General features: G+C 69.5%; 8 protein-coding genes. 6 read left to right on the top strand and 2 right to left on the bottom strand.

The features are described from left to right. The first annotated feature begins 249 nt into the window (after window positions 1-249). Genes ACGFR9_RS03370 through ACGFR9_RS03345 form a run of 6 tightly spaced genes read left to right on the top strand, consistent with a single transcriptional unit; the run spans window position 250 to window position 8,039 of the window. The gene (locus ACGFR9_RS03370; RefSeq protein ID WP_393202460.1) at window positions 250-1,242 is read left to right on the top strand and encodes an ABC transporter permease; all 993 of its coding nucleotides are present in this window, start codon (window positions 250-252) and stop codon (window positions 1,240-1,242) included. Then, the gene (locus ACGFR9_RS03365; protein WP_393202458.1) at window positions 1,236-2,117 is read left to right on the top strand and encodes a carbohydrate ABC transporter permease; all 882 of its coding nucleotides are present in this window, start codon (window positions 1,236-1,238) and stop codon (window positions 2,115-2,117) included. Before ACGFR9_RS03370 ends, ACGFR9_RS03365 begins: the two co-directional genes overlap by 7 nt. A 57-nt stretch (window positions 2,118-2,174) precedes the next feature. Further along, complete coding sequence (locus ACGFR9_RS03360; protein WP_393202456.1) at window positions 2,175-3,830, top strand: extracellular solute-binding protein; 1,656 nt, start codon at window positions 2,175-2,177, stop codon at window positions 3,828-3,830. Beyond that, window positions 3,827-5,344 carry a xylan 1,4-beta-xylosidase gene (locus tag ACGFR9_RS03355; RefSeq protein ID WP_393202454.1) on the top strand — a complete coding sequence of 506 codons (1,518 nt, stop codon included), beginning with the start codon at window positions 3,827-3,829 and terminating at the stop codon, window positions 5,342-5,344. The genes ACGFR9_RS03360 and ACGFR9_RS03355 overlap by 4 nt, the downstream gene beginning before the upstream one ends. Next, window positions 5,341-6,024 (top strand): hypothetical protein, encoded by a 684-nt coding sequence (locus ACGFR9_RS03350; RefSeq protein ID WP_393202452.1) that lies wholly within the window; start codon window positions 5,341-5,343, stop codon window positions 6,022-6,024. Before ACGFR9_RS03355 ends, ACGFR9_RS03350 begins: the two co-directional genes overlap by 4 nt. Beyond that, complete coding sequence (locus ACGFR9_RS03345; protein WP_393202450.1) at window positions 6,021-8,039, top strand: beta-galactosidase; 2,019 nt, start codon at window positions 6,021-6,023, stop codon at window positions 8,037-8,039. The genes ACGFR9_RS03350 and ACGFR9_RS03345 overlap by 4 nt, the downstream gene beginning before the upstream one ends. On the opposite strand, the gene ACGFR9_RS03340 is transcribed toward ACGFR9_RS03345, so the two are convergent. Together ACGFR9_RS03340 and ACGFR9_RS03335 are read right to left on the bottom strand one after the other, a co-directional pair. Next, on the bottom strand, window positions 8,033-9,967 hold the full coding sequence (locus ACGFR9_RS03340) for an alpha-glucuronidase (RefSeq protein WP_393202448.1): 1,935 nt from the start codon (window positions 9,965-9,967) through the stop codon (window positions 8,033-8,035). The genes ACGFR9_RS03345 and ACGFR9_RS03340 overlap by 7 nt on opposite strands. Window positions 9,968-10,132: 165 nt before the next feature. Beyond that, window positions 10,133-13,930 (bottom strand): GH92 family glycosyl hydrolase, encoded by a 3,798-nt coding sequence (locus ACGFR9_RS03335; protein ID WP_393202446.1) that lies wholly within the window; start codon window positions 13,928-13,930, stop codon window positions 10,133-10,135. Window positions 13,931-14,110: the final 180 nt, after the last annotated feature.

Below are 14,110 nucleotides of genomic sequence, written 5' to 3'. Positions count from 1 at the left end.
GTCGAAGCGGAGTCTGAGGGGCGATACGGCCGATCGTTGCGGACGAGATGCGGAAAGTTCCGGGGACGTTAACAGATCAGGGCCCGCTTCCACAGTCGTACGCACCGGATCCGACCACTGTCCCGACCACTGGAGTTCCTCGCGCGCCACCCATTGACAGCGCTTACTGCTGCTCATAGGTTGCCGCGAAGTTATCGGTAAGAGCTCGAAAGTTTCGGTTCCGCGTCATCGGTACGGGAGGCCCGAGCAATGAGCACCTCCACCACGTCGGCTCCACCGCCGGGCACGCAGGACCCGCCGCCGACGAAGAGGCCCCCGCGGCGCACCCGTTCACCCGCGCGCACCGGCTGGCGGCGCGCGCTGCGCAAGGACTGGCAGTTGTACTCGCTGGCGGTGCTGCCGCTGCTGTTCTTCCTGGTGTTCCGCTATCTGCCGATGATCGGCAATGTGATCGCGTTCCGCCGCTTCGAGCCGGGCGGTTCGATCCTCGGCGAGTACTGGGTGGGACTGCGCTATGTCGAGATGTTCCTGTCCGACCCGACCTTCTGGCAGGTGTTCCGGAACACCCTGTGGATGGGCGGACTCACGCTCGTCTTCTGCTTCCCGATCCCGATCGTCCTCGCCCTGCTGCTGAACGAGGTGCGCCGGAAGTCGCTGAAGCGGTTCGTGCAGTCGGTGTCGTATCTGCCGCACTTCCTGTCGATCGTGATCGTCGCCGGTATCACGCTGCAGATGCTCGCCACGGACGGCCCGGTCAACCATGTCCTGAGCTGGTTCGGGCACGATCCGATCCGGTTCATCCAGGAATCCGGCTGGTTCCGCACCGTCTATGTCGGCTCGGAGATCTGGCAGACCGCCGGCTGGGGCACGATCCTCTACCTCGCCGCGCTCACCACCATCGACGAGGACCTGTACGAGGCCGCCCGCATCGACGGCGCGGGCCGCTGGCGGCAGATCTGGCACGTCACCCTGCCCGGCATCCGCCCCACCATGATCACGCTGCTGATCCTCAACATCGGCACGTTCATGGCCGTCGGCTTCGAGAAGGTCCTGCTGCTCTACAACCCGCTGACCTATCCGACCGCCGACGTGATCTCCACCTATCTGTACCGGACCGGTGTGGAGTCCAACAGCTTCAGCTACGCGGCGGCGATCGGCCTGTTCGAGGCGGTCATCGGCCTGGTGCTCATCACCTCGGCCAATCAGCTGTCGCGCCGCACGGTGGGGACGAGCCTGTGGTGAGCGCCGTCCGGCCGACCCGCGGCCGCCGCGTCTTCCAGTGCGTCAACGGGGTGATCCTCACGCTGGTCGTCCTGCTGACGCTGTACCCCTTCTTCAACATCATCGCCCGCTCGTTCAGCGGGGAGCGGCAGATCCGTGCCGGTGAGGTGACCCTGTGGCCCAGGGGATTCGACCTCACCACGTACGAGATCGTGTTCCACGACTCGATGTTCTGGCGCAACTACGGCAACACCGTCTTCTACACGGTGGTCTCCACCGCCGTCGCCATGGTGCTGACCACCTGCTACGCCTACGTCCTGTCGAAGAGGAACCTCAAGGGGCGCGGCGCCCTGGTCGGGATCGCCGTCTTCACCATGTTCTTCACCGGCGGTCTGATCCCCAACTACGTGCTGATCACCAGCCTCGGTCTGAAGAACAGCGTGTGGGCGATCGCCCTGCCGAACGCGATCAGTGTCTTCAACCTGCTGGTGATGAACGCCTTCTTCGAGAGCCTGCCGTCCGAACTGGAGGAGGCCGCGCAGATCGACGGCCTGAGTACGTACGGCATCCTGCTGCGGATCGTGCTGCCGCTGTCGAAGGCGGTCGTCGCGACGATGGTGCTCTTCTACTCGGTGTCCTTCTGGAACTCCTGGTTCTCGGCGTTCCTCTATATGGACCGCACCGAACTGATGCCGGTCACGGTCTATCTGCGCAACCTTCTCGCCGGCGCCACCTCGGGCACCGGCGCCGGTGCGGCCACCGAGCAGCTCACCCAGGTCTCGGCGAACATCCAGGCCGTCACGATCGTGCTGACCTCGCTGCCGATCCTCTGTCTCTACCCGTTCGTGCAGCGCTACTTCGTCTCGGGCGTGATGCTCGGCGCGGTCAAGGGCTGACCCCCCTCGCGCCGCCCCGCCGCCCCCACAACTCGCCGACGCACCAAGGGAGTCCCCGTGAAGAACACCGGACAGCTGTCGCGGCGCCAGATCCTCGGCGCCGCCGGATTCATCGGCCTCGCCGCCCTCACCGGCTGCGGCGGCGCCGACGACGGCGACGGCAAGGACCTGTCGAAGAAGCGCGACGGCGCCATGAAGAACTACCGGGCCGGCCAGCAGTTCAAGGCCACCGAGCCGCTCACCTTCTCCATCCTCCACAACAACAACCCGGTCTACCCGATGAAGGACGACTGGCTGTTCTGGAAGGAGCTGACCAGGCGCACCGGCGTCACCTTCAAGGCCACCCCGGTCCCGCTGAGCGACTACGAGAAGAAGCGCAGCCTCCTCATCGGCGCGGGCGACGCCCCGCTCCTCATTCCCAAGACCTACCCGGGCGCGGAGACCGCGTTCGTCTCCTCGGGCGCGATTCTCCCCGTGAGCGAGTACGTGGATCTGATGCCCAACTTCCGGGACAAGGTGAAGAGATGGAACCTCCAGCCGGAGGTCGACTCACTGCGCCAGTCCGACGGCAACTACTATCTGCTGCCCGGACTTCACGAGAAGGTCAAGCAGGGCTACTCGCTGTCCTTCCGCACGGACGTCCTCGACCGGCACGGTCTGAGCCTGCCCACCACCTGGGACGAGGTGTACACGACCTTCAAGGCGCTGAAGGAGGAGTATCCGGACCGCTTCCCGTTCACCGACCGCTGGAGCACCAACACCCCCTTCCCCGCTGGTGCCCTGTTCCAGTATCTGGGCCAGGCCCACGGCGTCCGGGCCGGCTGGTCGTATCTGAACACCAGCTGGGACGCCAAGGCGGGCAGGTTCGTCTTCACCGGCGCCACGGACGCCTTCCGCCAGGTCGTCGAGTATCTGCGCAAGCTGGTCGCCGAGAAGCTCATGGACCCGGAGAGTTTCACCCAGACCGACGACGAGGCGGTCAGGAAGCTGCTGGGGGAGAAGTCCTTCGCGATCAGCGCCAATCCGCAGGAACTGGTGCAGAACTACCGCTACAACCTGGAGAAGCAGGTCAAGGGCGCCACCATCGAGATGATCCCGGTACCGCTGGGCCCCGCCGGGCCGGTCGTACTGGGCGGCTCCCGCCTGGAGAACGGCATGATGATCTCCGGCAAGGCCCTGGAGGGCGACGACTTCGTCGCGCTGATGCAGTTCGTGGACTGGCTCTGGTACTCCGACGCCGGCCAGGAGTTCTGCAAGTGGGGCGTGGAGAACACCACGTTCACCCGCTCCGGGCCCGGCGCGTACGCGCTCGAGCCCGGCATCAGCCTCATGGGCTCCGACCCGGACGCCCCGAAGGACCTCCAGAAGGACTTCGGCTTCTCCAACGGTGTGTTCACGTACGGCGGCAGCTGGGCGCTGGTCTCCTCCTCCTTCGGCCCCGACGAGAGGAAGTTCACCGACGCCATGGCGCAGCGCGAGCCGCTGCCCACCGACCCGCCGCACCCGCTGCGCGCCGAGGAGCAGGAGCAGGCCACCCTCTGGGACACCCCGCTGAAGGACCACGTCACCCAGAACGCCCTCCGGTTCGTCCTCGGCAAGCGCCCGCTGTCGGAGTGGGACGCCTACGTCAGGGAGCTGAAGGCCAAGAACATGGACCGGTTCATCGAGCTGCACAACCAGGCCTACGAGCGGTTCAAGAAGGAGAACGCGTGATCCGCGTCCCCGGAGAGCCGATCGGCCCGCTGTCCGCCGCCTGGCGCGGCTGTGTCGGCACCGGCCGGCTCGACCTCGCCCTGCGCCGCGACTACCAGGACTCCCTCGCCCTGCTCCAGCGCGACATCGGCTTCCGGTATCTGCGGGGCCACGGACTGCTCAGCGACGGCGTGGGCATCCACCGCCCCTACGAGTGGCAGGGCGCCCGCCGCACCCACCATTCGTTCACCTACCTCGACCAGGTCCTCGACGCCTGCCTCGGCCTCGGTATCCGCCCCTTCCTCGAACTCGGCTTCATGCCGGACGGGCTCGCCTCGGGGGAGAAGACGGTGTTCTGGTGGAAGGGCAACGTCACCCCGCCCGCCGACGAGAAGGAGTGGACGGACCTGGTCCGCGTCACCCTCACCCACCTGATCGACCGCTACGGCGCCGACGAGGTGCGCACCTGGCCCGTCGAGGTGTGGAACGAGCCCGACCTGCCCGACTTCTGGGCGGGCGCCGACGAACCGGCGTACCACCGCCTGTACGAGGCGACCGCGTACGCCGTGAAGGAGGTGGACGCCGGGCTGCGGGTCGGCGGTCCGGCACTCTCGCCCGGCGCGGACGGCTGGATGGGACGGTTCGCCGAGTTCGCCGAACACCGCGACGTGCCCGTCGACTTCGTCTCCCGGCACGCCTACAGCTCCGGCCCCGCCCAGCACGTCCCGTTCGGCGCCCACCAGACCCTTGCCCCGGCGAGCGACCTCCTCGACCAGTTCGCCGAGCCACGCCGGACCCTCGAGGGCACCCGGCTGGAGGGGCGGCCCGTCCACATCACCGAGTTCAACTCCTCCTACCGGCCTGACAACCACGTCCACGACACCGCCTTCCACGCCGCCTACCTCGCCCCGGTGGTGACGGCGGGCGGTGACCACGCGGACTCGTACTCCTACTGGACGTTCAGCGACGTTTTCGAGGAGTCCGGCATCCCCACCGCCCTCTTCCACGGCGGCTTCGGCCTGCTCACCCACCGGCAGCTGCGCAAGCCGACGTACCACCTGTACGCCTTCATGGCCCGCATGGGCGAGCAGCAGCTGGCCCGGGGCGACGACCACCTGGTGACGCGGCATGCCGACGGCCGGGTCACCGTGCTCGCCTGGGCGCCCGTCGACCCGACGGGGGAGACACCCGGCCCGGACCGGCACACCCTGCGCCTGTCCCTGCCGGTCGGCACCGCACCGCGCGGCACGGCGTTCGTCCGCCGCTCCTCCGTGGACGAGGAGCGCGGCAACGCGTACACCGCCTGGCGGCACATGGGCAGCCCCCGCTCGCCCAAGCCCGGACAGCTCGACATCCTCCACGACGCCTCCGAACCCGCCCGCGCCCACCACCGGCTGCCGATCGAGGACGGCCGTACGGACCTCGTACTCACCCTGGCCCGACACGAGATCACCCTCGTAGAACTCACCCCCGTCCACGACGAGACCCCGCCCTGGTGGGACGAACGGCGGCTGCTCGGCCGGGAGTCGCCGTGAGCACCGTACGGGCCGCCGCCTTCGGCACCGGCCCGCTGTCCCGCTCCGCCGCGCTGATCCACACGCTCGTCACCGTCGAGGCCCTGCTGCTGCTCACCGCGGCGCCGGGCCTCGCCGGGCTCTTCCTCCTCGCCCCCGACCCCGCCAACCTCCCGATCGCCGCCCTCTGCCTGCTGCCGCTCGGCCCGGCCGCCTCCGCCGCCCTCTACGCCCTGCACCACCGCGGCCGCGACCTCACCGAACTCCACCCCGCCCGCGCCTTCCTGCGCGGCTGGCGCCTGAACGCCGTACCCGTGCTGAAGCTGTGGGCGCCCCTGCTCGCCTGGCTCACGGTGATCGCCTTCACCCTCACCCACTTCGCCGCCACGGGGCTCCCCGGCTGGTGGGCGGCGCTCCTCGCCGTCATCGGCACCGGCTCCCTCCTGTGGGGCGCGCACGCCCTGGTCCTCACCACCCTGTTCACCTTCCGCACCCGCGACACCGCCCGCCTGGCGTCCTACTTCCTGCTCCGGCACCCCCGCGTCACCCTCTGCGCCCTCTCCCTGCTGATCCTCACCGCCGCCGGCACCGCCCTGCTCACCGAGGCCCTGCCCGCCCTGCTCGCCGCCCCGCTGCTGCTCTCCCTGCTGCACAGCTGCCGACCGGTGATCGCCGAGACCCAGGAGGAGTTCACCGCATGACCCCGCCCCGCACCCCGAAGATCCCCTACGGCGGCGACTACAGCCCCGAGCAGTGGCCCAAGGAGGTGGGGGACGAGGACCACCGGCTCTTCACCGAGGCCGGCATCGACACCTTCACGGTCGGCGTCTTCTCCTGGTCCCTCATCCAACCCGCCGAGGACATCTACGACTTCCCGGTCCTGGACCGGATCCTCGACCGCGCCGCCGCCGAGGGCCGACAGGTCTGCCTCGCCACCGGCACCGCCGCCCTCCCGCCCTGGCTGGCGAAGCGGTATCCGGAGGTCAACCGCACCGACTTCGAGGGCCGCCGCCACCGCTACGGCCAGCGCCACAACTTCTGCCCCAGCTCACCGGCGTACAAGAGCGCCGCCACCGGGCTGGCCCGCCGCCTCGCCGGACGGTACGCCGGCCACCCCGCCGTACTCGCCTGGCACATCAACAACGAGTACGGCGGCGTGTGTTACTGCGACCTGTGCGCCGACGCGTTCCGCGCCTGGCTCCGTGACCGGCACGGCACCCTCGACGCCCTCAACGACGCCTGGTGGACGGCCTTCTGGTCGCACCGCTACACCGACTGGGACCAGATCGAACCGCCCAGCGCCCTCACCGAGCACTGGCGCGGCCCCGACCACACAGCGTTCCAGGGCATCACCCTGGACTACCACCGCTTCACCACGGACGCCCTGCTCGGCTGTTTCCTCGCCGAGAAGGAGGCGATCCGCGCCCATGACCCGGACACGCCCGTCACCACCAACTTCATGGGCATGTTCCGCCCCCTCGACTACCACCGCTGGGCGCCCCACCTCGACTTCGCCTCCTGGGACAGCTACCCGCCCCTGGACGCCCCGCCGACCGTCACCGCCCTCGCCCACGACCTGATGCGCGGCCTCAAGGACGGCGCCCCCTTCTGGCTGATGGAACAGACCCCTTCCACCACCGCCTGCCGTGACGTCAACCCGCTGCGCCGCCCCGGCGAACTGCGCCTCGCCACCTTCCAGGCCATCGCCCACGGCGCGGACGCCGCCCTCTACTTCCAGATGCGTGCCTCCCGCGGCGCCTGCGAGAAGTACCACGGCGCCGTCATCGGCCACGCGGGCCGCGACGACACCCGCGTCTTCCGGGAGGTCGCCGCGCTGGGGAAGGAGCTGGAACTCCTGGGCGATACGACCCTGGGCGCCCGCACACCCGCCCGTACCGCCCTTCTCTTCGACTGGGACAGCTGGTGGGCCCTGGAGATGTCCGACGGCCCCTCCCGGCTCGTCCGCTACCAGGAGGTGGTCCACACCTACTACCGCGCCGCCCGCGAGGCCGGCGCCGACGTGGACGTCGTCCCGGTCACCGCCGACCTGACCCCGTACGACGTGATCCTCGCCCCCGCCCTGCACATGATCAAGGACGACCTGGCGGCCCGCCTGGAGGCCGTCACCGCGCGGGGCGGGACCGTGCTGGCGACGTTCCTCTCTGGCCGGGTCGACGCACACGACCGGGCCTTCCTCACCGACGTGCCGGGACCGCTCGCCCCGCTGATGGGCGTCCGGATCGACGAATGGGACGCGCGCCGGGAGGAGGTCGTGAACCCCGTCCACCTGGGCGACCTCACCGCCGACGCCCGCCTGGTCTTCGAGATCGTGCAGCCGCGCGGCGCGGAACCGGTCGGCACGTACGGAGCCGACTTCTACGCCGGAACCCCGGCCGTCACCCGCCACCGGGTCGGCGAGGGCGAGGCCTGGTACGTCGCCACCGCCCTCGACCAGCCGGGCGTCGACCACGTGGTCCGCCAAATCCTCGCCCGCCACGACCTCGTCGGCCCCTACGCCGGCCACACCGCCGTCGAGACCGCGACCCGCGTCGCCCCCGACGGCACCCGCCTGCTCTTCCTCCTCAACCACGCCCCACGGCCAGCCCACTTGACGGCCCCCGCCCCCGCCACCGAGCTGCTCACCGGCAGACACGCCGAACGGGACGATCCGTTCACGCTCGACCCGCTCGGCGTGGCGGTCCTGCGCCTTCAGTAGACGGTCCGTCCCCGCTCGTCCGGCACCCCGGACTTGCGCAGGAAGTAGCTGTTGACCTGGTCGCGCCACTCACGGGCGCTGCGCAGCTGCTCCTCGAACCGCTCGGCCACACGCGCGTGCCGGACCGGTTCCACCAGGTCCACGAGGCCCGCCCACACCCGGCGGGCCTCCTCGGCCTCCTCGACACCCTCGAAGTGTGTGTCGTAGATGTGCTGGATCACCGTCTTGCCACTGTGCAGCACATGGCCGTACGGCACATGGTGGAAGAACAGCAGCAGCTCGTCGGGACAGGTCTCCGGCGACTCGTACACCTCGGCCCACGGCTTGGCGTACTGACCGGCGTACCCGGTGCCGGTAGCCGTGGTGCGGTCGACGCCGATACCGTCCCGGTCGGCGAAGTGGTAGGTGCCCCACGGGCTGTACTCGTAGCCGTCCACGCTCGGCCCGTAGTGGTGCCCCGGCTGCACCATGAAGCCCACCCCGAGCGGCGCGGTGTACTTCTCGTACGTCGACCAGGAGCCGTCGAGCACCGAGTGCAGCCCGTCGGCCAGCCGCTGCTCCGCCCCCGGATGGGTCAGCGCGATCCATTCGCCGAGGACAGCCCGCGGATCCGCCGCCGGATCCCAGGCCAGCCGCCCGAAGGTGTACAGGTTGGCCTGGGCGAGCGGATGGCCGGTCCAGAACGGGTCGTCGCCGGCGTTCGACACGGCCACCAGTCCGTCCGCCGCCCGCCCGGCGCTCACCTCCCCGTCCGGCCGGAACCGCAGCGCCTCGCTCCACATCGGACCCAGCCAGCACGCGTGCCGCTGCTGTCCGGTGTACTCCTGCGTGACCTGCAGCTCCACCGCCAGCCGGGTCTGAGGCATCGCGCCGATCAGCGGGGAGACCGGCTCGCGCACCTGGAAGTCCATCGGCCCGTGCTTGACCTGAAGCACCGCGTTCGCCGCGAACTCCCCTTCCAACGGGGTGAAATGGTCGTACGCGGCCCGCGCCCGGTCGGTGCTCCGGTCCCGCCAGTCCTGGTGGTGGTCGTAGACGAAGGCCCGCCAGTGCACCGTGCCGCCGTACGGCTCCAGCGCGGCGGCCAGCATGTTGGCGCCGTCGGCGTGCGAGCGGCCGTAGGCGAACGGGCCGGGCTGCCCCTCCGAGTCGGCCTTGACGACGTACCCGCCGAAGTCGCCGATCTCCTCGTACACCAGCCGGGTCGCCTCCGCCCACCAGCCGCGCACCGCCTCGTCCAGCGGGTCCGCGCTGGGCAGCCCGCCCAGCACCGTCGGCGCGGTGAAGGTGACCGACAGGTGGGTGCGGATGCCGTACGGACGCAACACGTCGGCGATCGTGGCCACTTCGCCGATCCGGTCGGTGAGCAGCCGCGCCTCGGTGGCGTGCACGTTGACGTTGTTGACGGCGACGGAGTTGATCCCGCAGGCCGCGAGCAGCCTGCCGTACGCCCGCACCCGGTCGAGATCCCCGCGCGCCCGCCCGTCGGCCCAGAACAGCGAACCGCCCGCGTAGCCGCGCTCGACCTGGCCCATGACCGGGTGCACGGCCACGTTGTCCCAGTGGTCCAGCATGCGCGAGGCGTACGCCGGACGGTGCTCCTCACGGGCGCGCTCACCGCGGAAGGCGTCCTCTCCGAGCCGTACGACGTGGAACAGGCCATACAGCAGCCCGCGTTCGTCCGACGCGGCGACGGTCGTGGTGCCGTCGCGGCGGGTCAGGGCGAAGCCTTCCCCGCCCAGCCCTCCGGTGAGCTCGAAGACCAGTTCGGCGTCCTCGCGTACGACCTGACCGCCGAACCGCTCGCAGGCGTCCACCAGTTCGCGGCGCACGGTGTCGGCGAGCCGTCCGCCCGCCGGGACCAGCGAACGCCGCCTCCCGACCGCCCGGAACGCCTCCACCGGAAGCCAGGCCGCGTCGACATCCATCCCCGTGCTCTCCCCTCGCTCCGCGGGCGCCGCCCGGAGAGCACCGGGGGCAGGCCCCATTCTGGGCTACCCCCGACCCGAGAGGTACCCGCCCGGCCTGCGGAGATCCGGACACGAAGGCGGGCCCGGGCGATGCCCGGACCCGCCGTGTGAGAGCCGGTCGGCTCAGCTCAGCAGTTCCACCTCCGCCAGCGTCGCCTCACCGGTCAGCACCAGCCGGTAGTGGCCGTAGGCCTTCGGCTTGTCGACCGTGAAGGCGCGCGTCTGCCGGTCCCAGCGGAACGACTCGTCGGCTCGCGTGTCGAGGTCCGTCCACGTCGTGCCGTCGGCCGAGCCCTGCAGCACCCAGCCCGTGGGCGCCTTGGTGTGGTCCGAGGACGTCAGCGTGTACTGCACCGCCTCGGTGTTCCCGGTGACGGGCAGCTCCACGGCGGACACCGTGGCGTTCGTCGCCGATGTGTCGTCGAACAGGGCGCCCGCGCCCTTCAGCGCGTCCTCGCGGGGCGTCGGCACCTCGTCGTCCTGGGTGATCGACACGGGCGCCGCGTTCTTGCCCGTGCCCCACGACGACGGACGCGGGCCCATGTCGAACTCCACGGTTCCGCCCCGGGAGACGACCGAGTGCGGCAGCGAAGTCGAGTTCCAGCGCTTGCCGTTGACCTTCACACCCTGCACGTACATGTTCTTCGCGCTGTTCTTCGGCGCCTTGACGACCAGCTCGCGGCCGTTCTCCAGGTGCACGGTGACCTTCTTGAACAGCGGGGAACCGATGGCGTACTCGCCACTGCCCATCACCAGCGGGTAGAAGCCGAGCGAGGAGAAGAGGTACCAGGCCGACTGCTCGCCGTTGTCCTCGTCACCGTGGTAGCCCTGGCCGATCTCGCTGCCGGTGTAGAGGCGGGACAGCACCTCGCGCACGTTCGCCTGCGTCTTCCACGGCTGGCCGGCCGCGTCGTACATGTACAGGGCGTGGTGGGCGACCTGGTTGGAGTGGCCGTACATGCCGAGCCGGACGTCGCGCGCCTCGATCATCTCGTGGATGACACCGCCGTAGGAGCCCTTGAGCTCCGGAGAGGCCGTCTCGGGCGTGGAGAGGTACTCGTCGAGCTTGTCACCGAGACCGTCCCGGCCGCCGTACAGATTGGCCAGACCGCGGCTGTCCTGCGGGGCGGTGAAGGCGTAGCCCCAGCCGTTCGTCTCCGTGTAGTCGTAACCCCACACGCGCGGGTCGTACTTCGACGACTCGACCCGCCAGTCGCCCTTGGCGTTCTTGCCCTGGAAGAAACCGGCCTCGGAGTCGAACAGGTTCACGTAGTCCTGGGCGCGGTTGAGGAAGTACGCGGACTCCTCCTTGTAGCGCTTGACGCCCGTCTTCTTGTAGAGGGCCTCGCCCATCTTCGCGATGCCGTAGTCGTTGAGGTAGCCCTCCAGCGCCCACGACAGGCCCTCGTGCGTGTCGGTGCTGGTGTAGCCGAGGAACGGCGAGGTCGCCATGCCCTTGCGGCCCACACCCGACGACGGCGGCACGACGGTGGCGTTCTTCACCGCCGCGTCGTACGCGGCCTCCGCGTCGAAGTCGACACCCTTGACGTACGCGTCGGCGAACGCGACGTCCGAGGAGGTGCCGGTCATCAGGTCGGCGTAGCCGGGGGAGGACCAGCGCGAGGTCCAGCCGCCGTCCTTGTAGTGCTGCACGAACCCGTCGACCAGCTCACCGGCCTTGGACGGCGTCAGGAAGGAGTACGCCGGCCAGGTGGTCCGGTAGGTGTCCCAGAAGCCGTTGTTGACGTACACCTTGCCGTCGACGATCTTCGCACCGGTGTGCGTCGGGGTGTCGGCGCCCACCGCCTTGGAGAACGGCGAGGCGTACTGGTAGGTGCCGTCGACCTTCTCGTGGCCCGCGTTCGGGTACAGGTACAGCCGGTAGAGGCTGGAGTAGAGCGTGGTCAGCTGGTCCCGCGTGGCGCCCTCGACCTCGACCTTGCCGAGGATCCGGTCCCACTGCTTCTGCGCGTCGCGCTTGACCTTGTCGAAGGACGTGCGCTTCCCGATCTCCTGGCGCAGGTTGTCCTTCGCCTGGTCGACGCTGATCAGGGAGGTGGCCAGACGCAGCGTGACCGTGCGGTCCTTGCCGGCGTCGAACCGCAGATGGCCCTTGACGCCGTTCGCGGCGCCGTCGGTGACCTTCTTGTCGAACTCGCCGTAGACGAAGAGGCGGGTGGCGCCCGTGGACAGCCCCGACTTGACGTCCGAGTAGCCCGTGAAGGTGCCGTTCTCCTCGTCCAGGGTCAGGCCGGCCTGGTCGGTGACGTTGTCGAAGAGCACGCTCGCGTCGTCACCGGGGTAGGTGAAGCGCATCATCGCCGCGTGGTCCGTCGGCGCCATCTCGGCCTTCACGCCGTTCTCGAACCGCACTCCGTAGTAGTACGGCCGTGCCGTCTCGTTCTCGTGCCGGAAGGGCAGCTCGCGGGCCTCACGGCCGGTGTCAGGGGTGCCGGAGGCCGCCGAGGGCATCACCTGGAAGGTCTGCCGGTCGCCCATCCAGGGGCTGGGCTCGTGGCTCGCGCTGAACGCCTGGATCGTCGTCAGGTTGTCGTCGTTGTTGCCGCTCGCGTAGTCGTACAGCCAGCTCGTGGAGCCGGCGTTGGTGACCGGGGTCCAGAAGTTGAACCCGTGCGGCACGGCCGTCGCGGGGAAGTTGTTGCCGCGCGAGAAGCCGCCGCTGGAGTTGGTGCCCCGGGTCGTCAGCGCGTAGTCGGAGAGATGGGCTTCCGGCCGCTCGGGCGCCGCCTGTTTCAGCACCACGTCGTCGAGCCAGCCCCGGAACTTGGTCTCACCCTTGGGGGAGTCGTACGCCACCAGGATCCGGTCGACGGTCTTGCCCGCGGCCACCGAACCGACCGACGAGCGCACGCTGTTCCACTGGTTGACGTACAGCACCTTGGAGTCGCCCTGCCCGCGCGGGCTCAGCGGGAACCCGTGCTGGTCCGTCGCCCTCAGGTCGCTGAGATAGGTGCCGTCGGTGAAGGCGAGGTCGACGGAGACGTTCGTGGCGTCGTAGTCGAGCTCACGGTCCGACATCCACGGGAAGATCTTGTACGACAGCTCCGTGCGCCGGTCGACCTTCACATCGACGTCGAAGACCTTGTTGTAGGAGTACGCCCGGCCCTCGGCGGTGTGCCGCCCGGCGTACCGCAGCGCCCGCGTACCGGTGAAGCCGGCGTCCGCCTTCGCCGTCGGCGAGCCCGCCGGACCGCTGTCGACGAGCGACAGCATGTCCTCGGGTATGGGGTCGGCGATGCCGGTGGACAGCTGGATGTCGGCCAGCTGGAGGGCGTCACCCGCCCCCTTGTTCTTGGTGAAGTCCAGCCGCCAGTGCTGGAACTCGGCCGTCCCGGCGAGGTCGTAGGTCTTCGTCTGGAAGCGCTCCTCGAAGGACTCCCCCGAACGGGTGTCCAGCGTCTGCCAGTTCTCGCCGTCCGTCGAGCCCTTCAGCGTCCAGTCCACGGGGTCGCGCTCGTCGTGGTCGTTGGCCGAGGTGAGGGCGTACTTGACGATCTTCGCCGGCTCGTCCAGGTCGAACTCGATCCAGCCCGTCGGCGCGAAGGTCAGCCACTTGGTGGACGACTCGCCGTCGAAGAGGTTGCCCTTCACCTCCTTGCCGTTGGTGTTCTCCCCGCTCGCGCGGGCGCCCGTGACATGGTCGGTGACATTGCCCGGAATGCCGGACGTGAAGCCGCCGTCCACACCCGAGGCGCGCTTCTTCCCGCCGCGCGTGGTGTCGACGGTGTTGAGCCAGTCCGGGGCGGGATCCCCGGACTCGAACGACGAGGCGAACCCGCGGTCCGCCTTCGGCGGCGCCTTGGGCAGCGCCACCGCGACGCCCTGTGAACCCGCGGCCAAAGCGAAGGCGGTCGCCGCGACGACCGCCCTTCCCCATCTGTGCCGAACCCTGCTTCGCATGCGTGAGCACCCTCCCGTGCGCCGGACAACGTTGTCAATGAGATGCGCAAGGTCTAGTAGTGCGTCAAGTGCTGCGTGGTGTCAAGGGGGTTGAATGCGGCATTCAGGTCCAACGGCAATGATTCTTCCGCCGGTGAACACGGCGGAGCCGGATATTTCCGCGAGGTCTCAACTCGGAAA

This window comes from Streptomyces sp. NPDC048584, from assembly GCF_043199595.1.
GTDB lineage: Bacteria > Actinomycetota > Actinomycetes > Streptomycetales > Streptomycetaceae > Streptomyces > Streptomyces edwardsiae.
This window is presented reverse-complemented; position numbering and strand designations above follow the sequence as displayed.

Coding starts and splice junctions, on each gene's coding strand:
- ACGFR9_RS03370 (WP_393202460.1), top strand. CDS start 250: ATGAGCACCTCCACCACGTCGGCTCCACCGCCGGGCACGCAGGACCCG.
- ACGFR9_RS03345 (WP_393202450.1), top strand. CDS start 6,021: ATGACCCCGCCCCGCACCCCGAAGATCCCCTACGGCGGCGACTACAGC.
- ACGFR9_RS03340 (WP_393202448.1), bottom strand. CDS start 9,967: ATGGATGTCGACGCGGCCTGGCTTCCGGTGGAGGCGTTCCGGGCGGTC.
- ACGFR9_RS03335 (WP_393202446.1), bottom strand. CDS start 13,930: ATGCGAAGCAGGGTTCGGCACAGATGGGGAAGGGCGGTCGTCGCGGCG.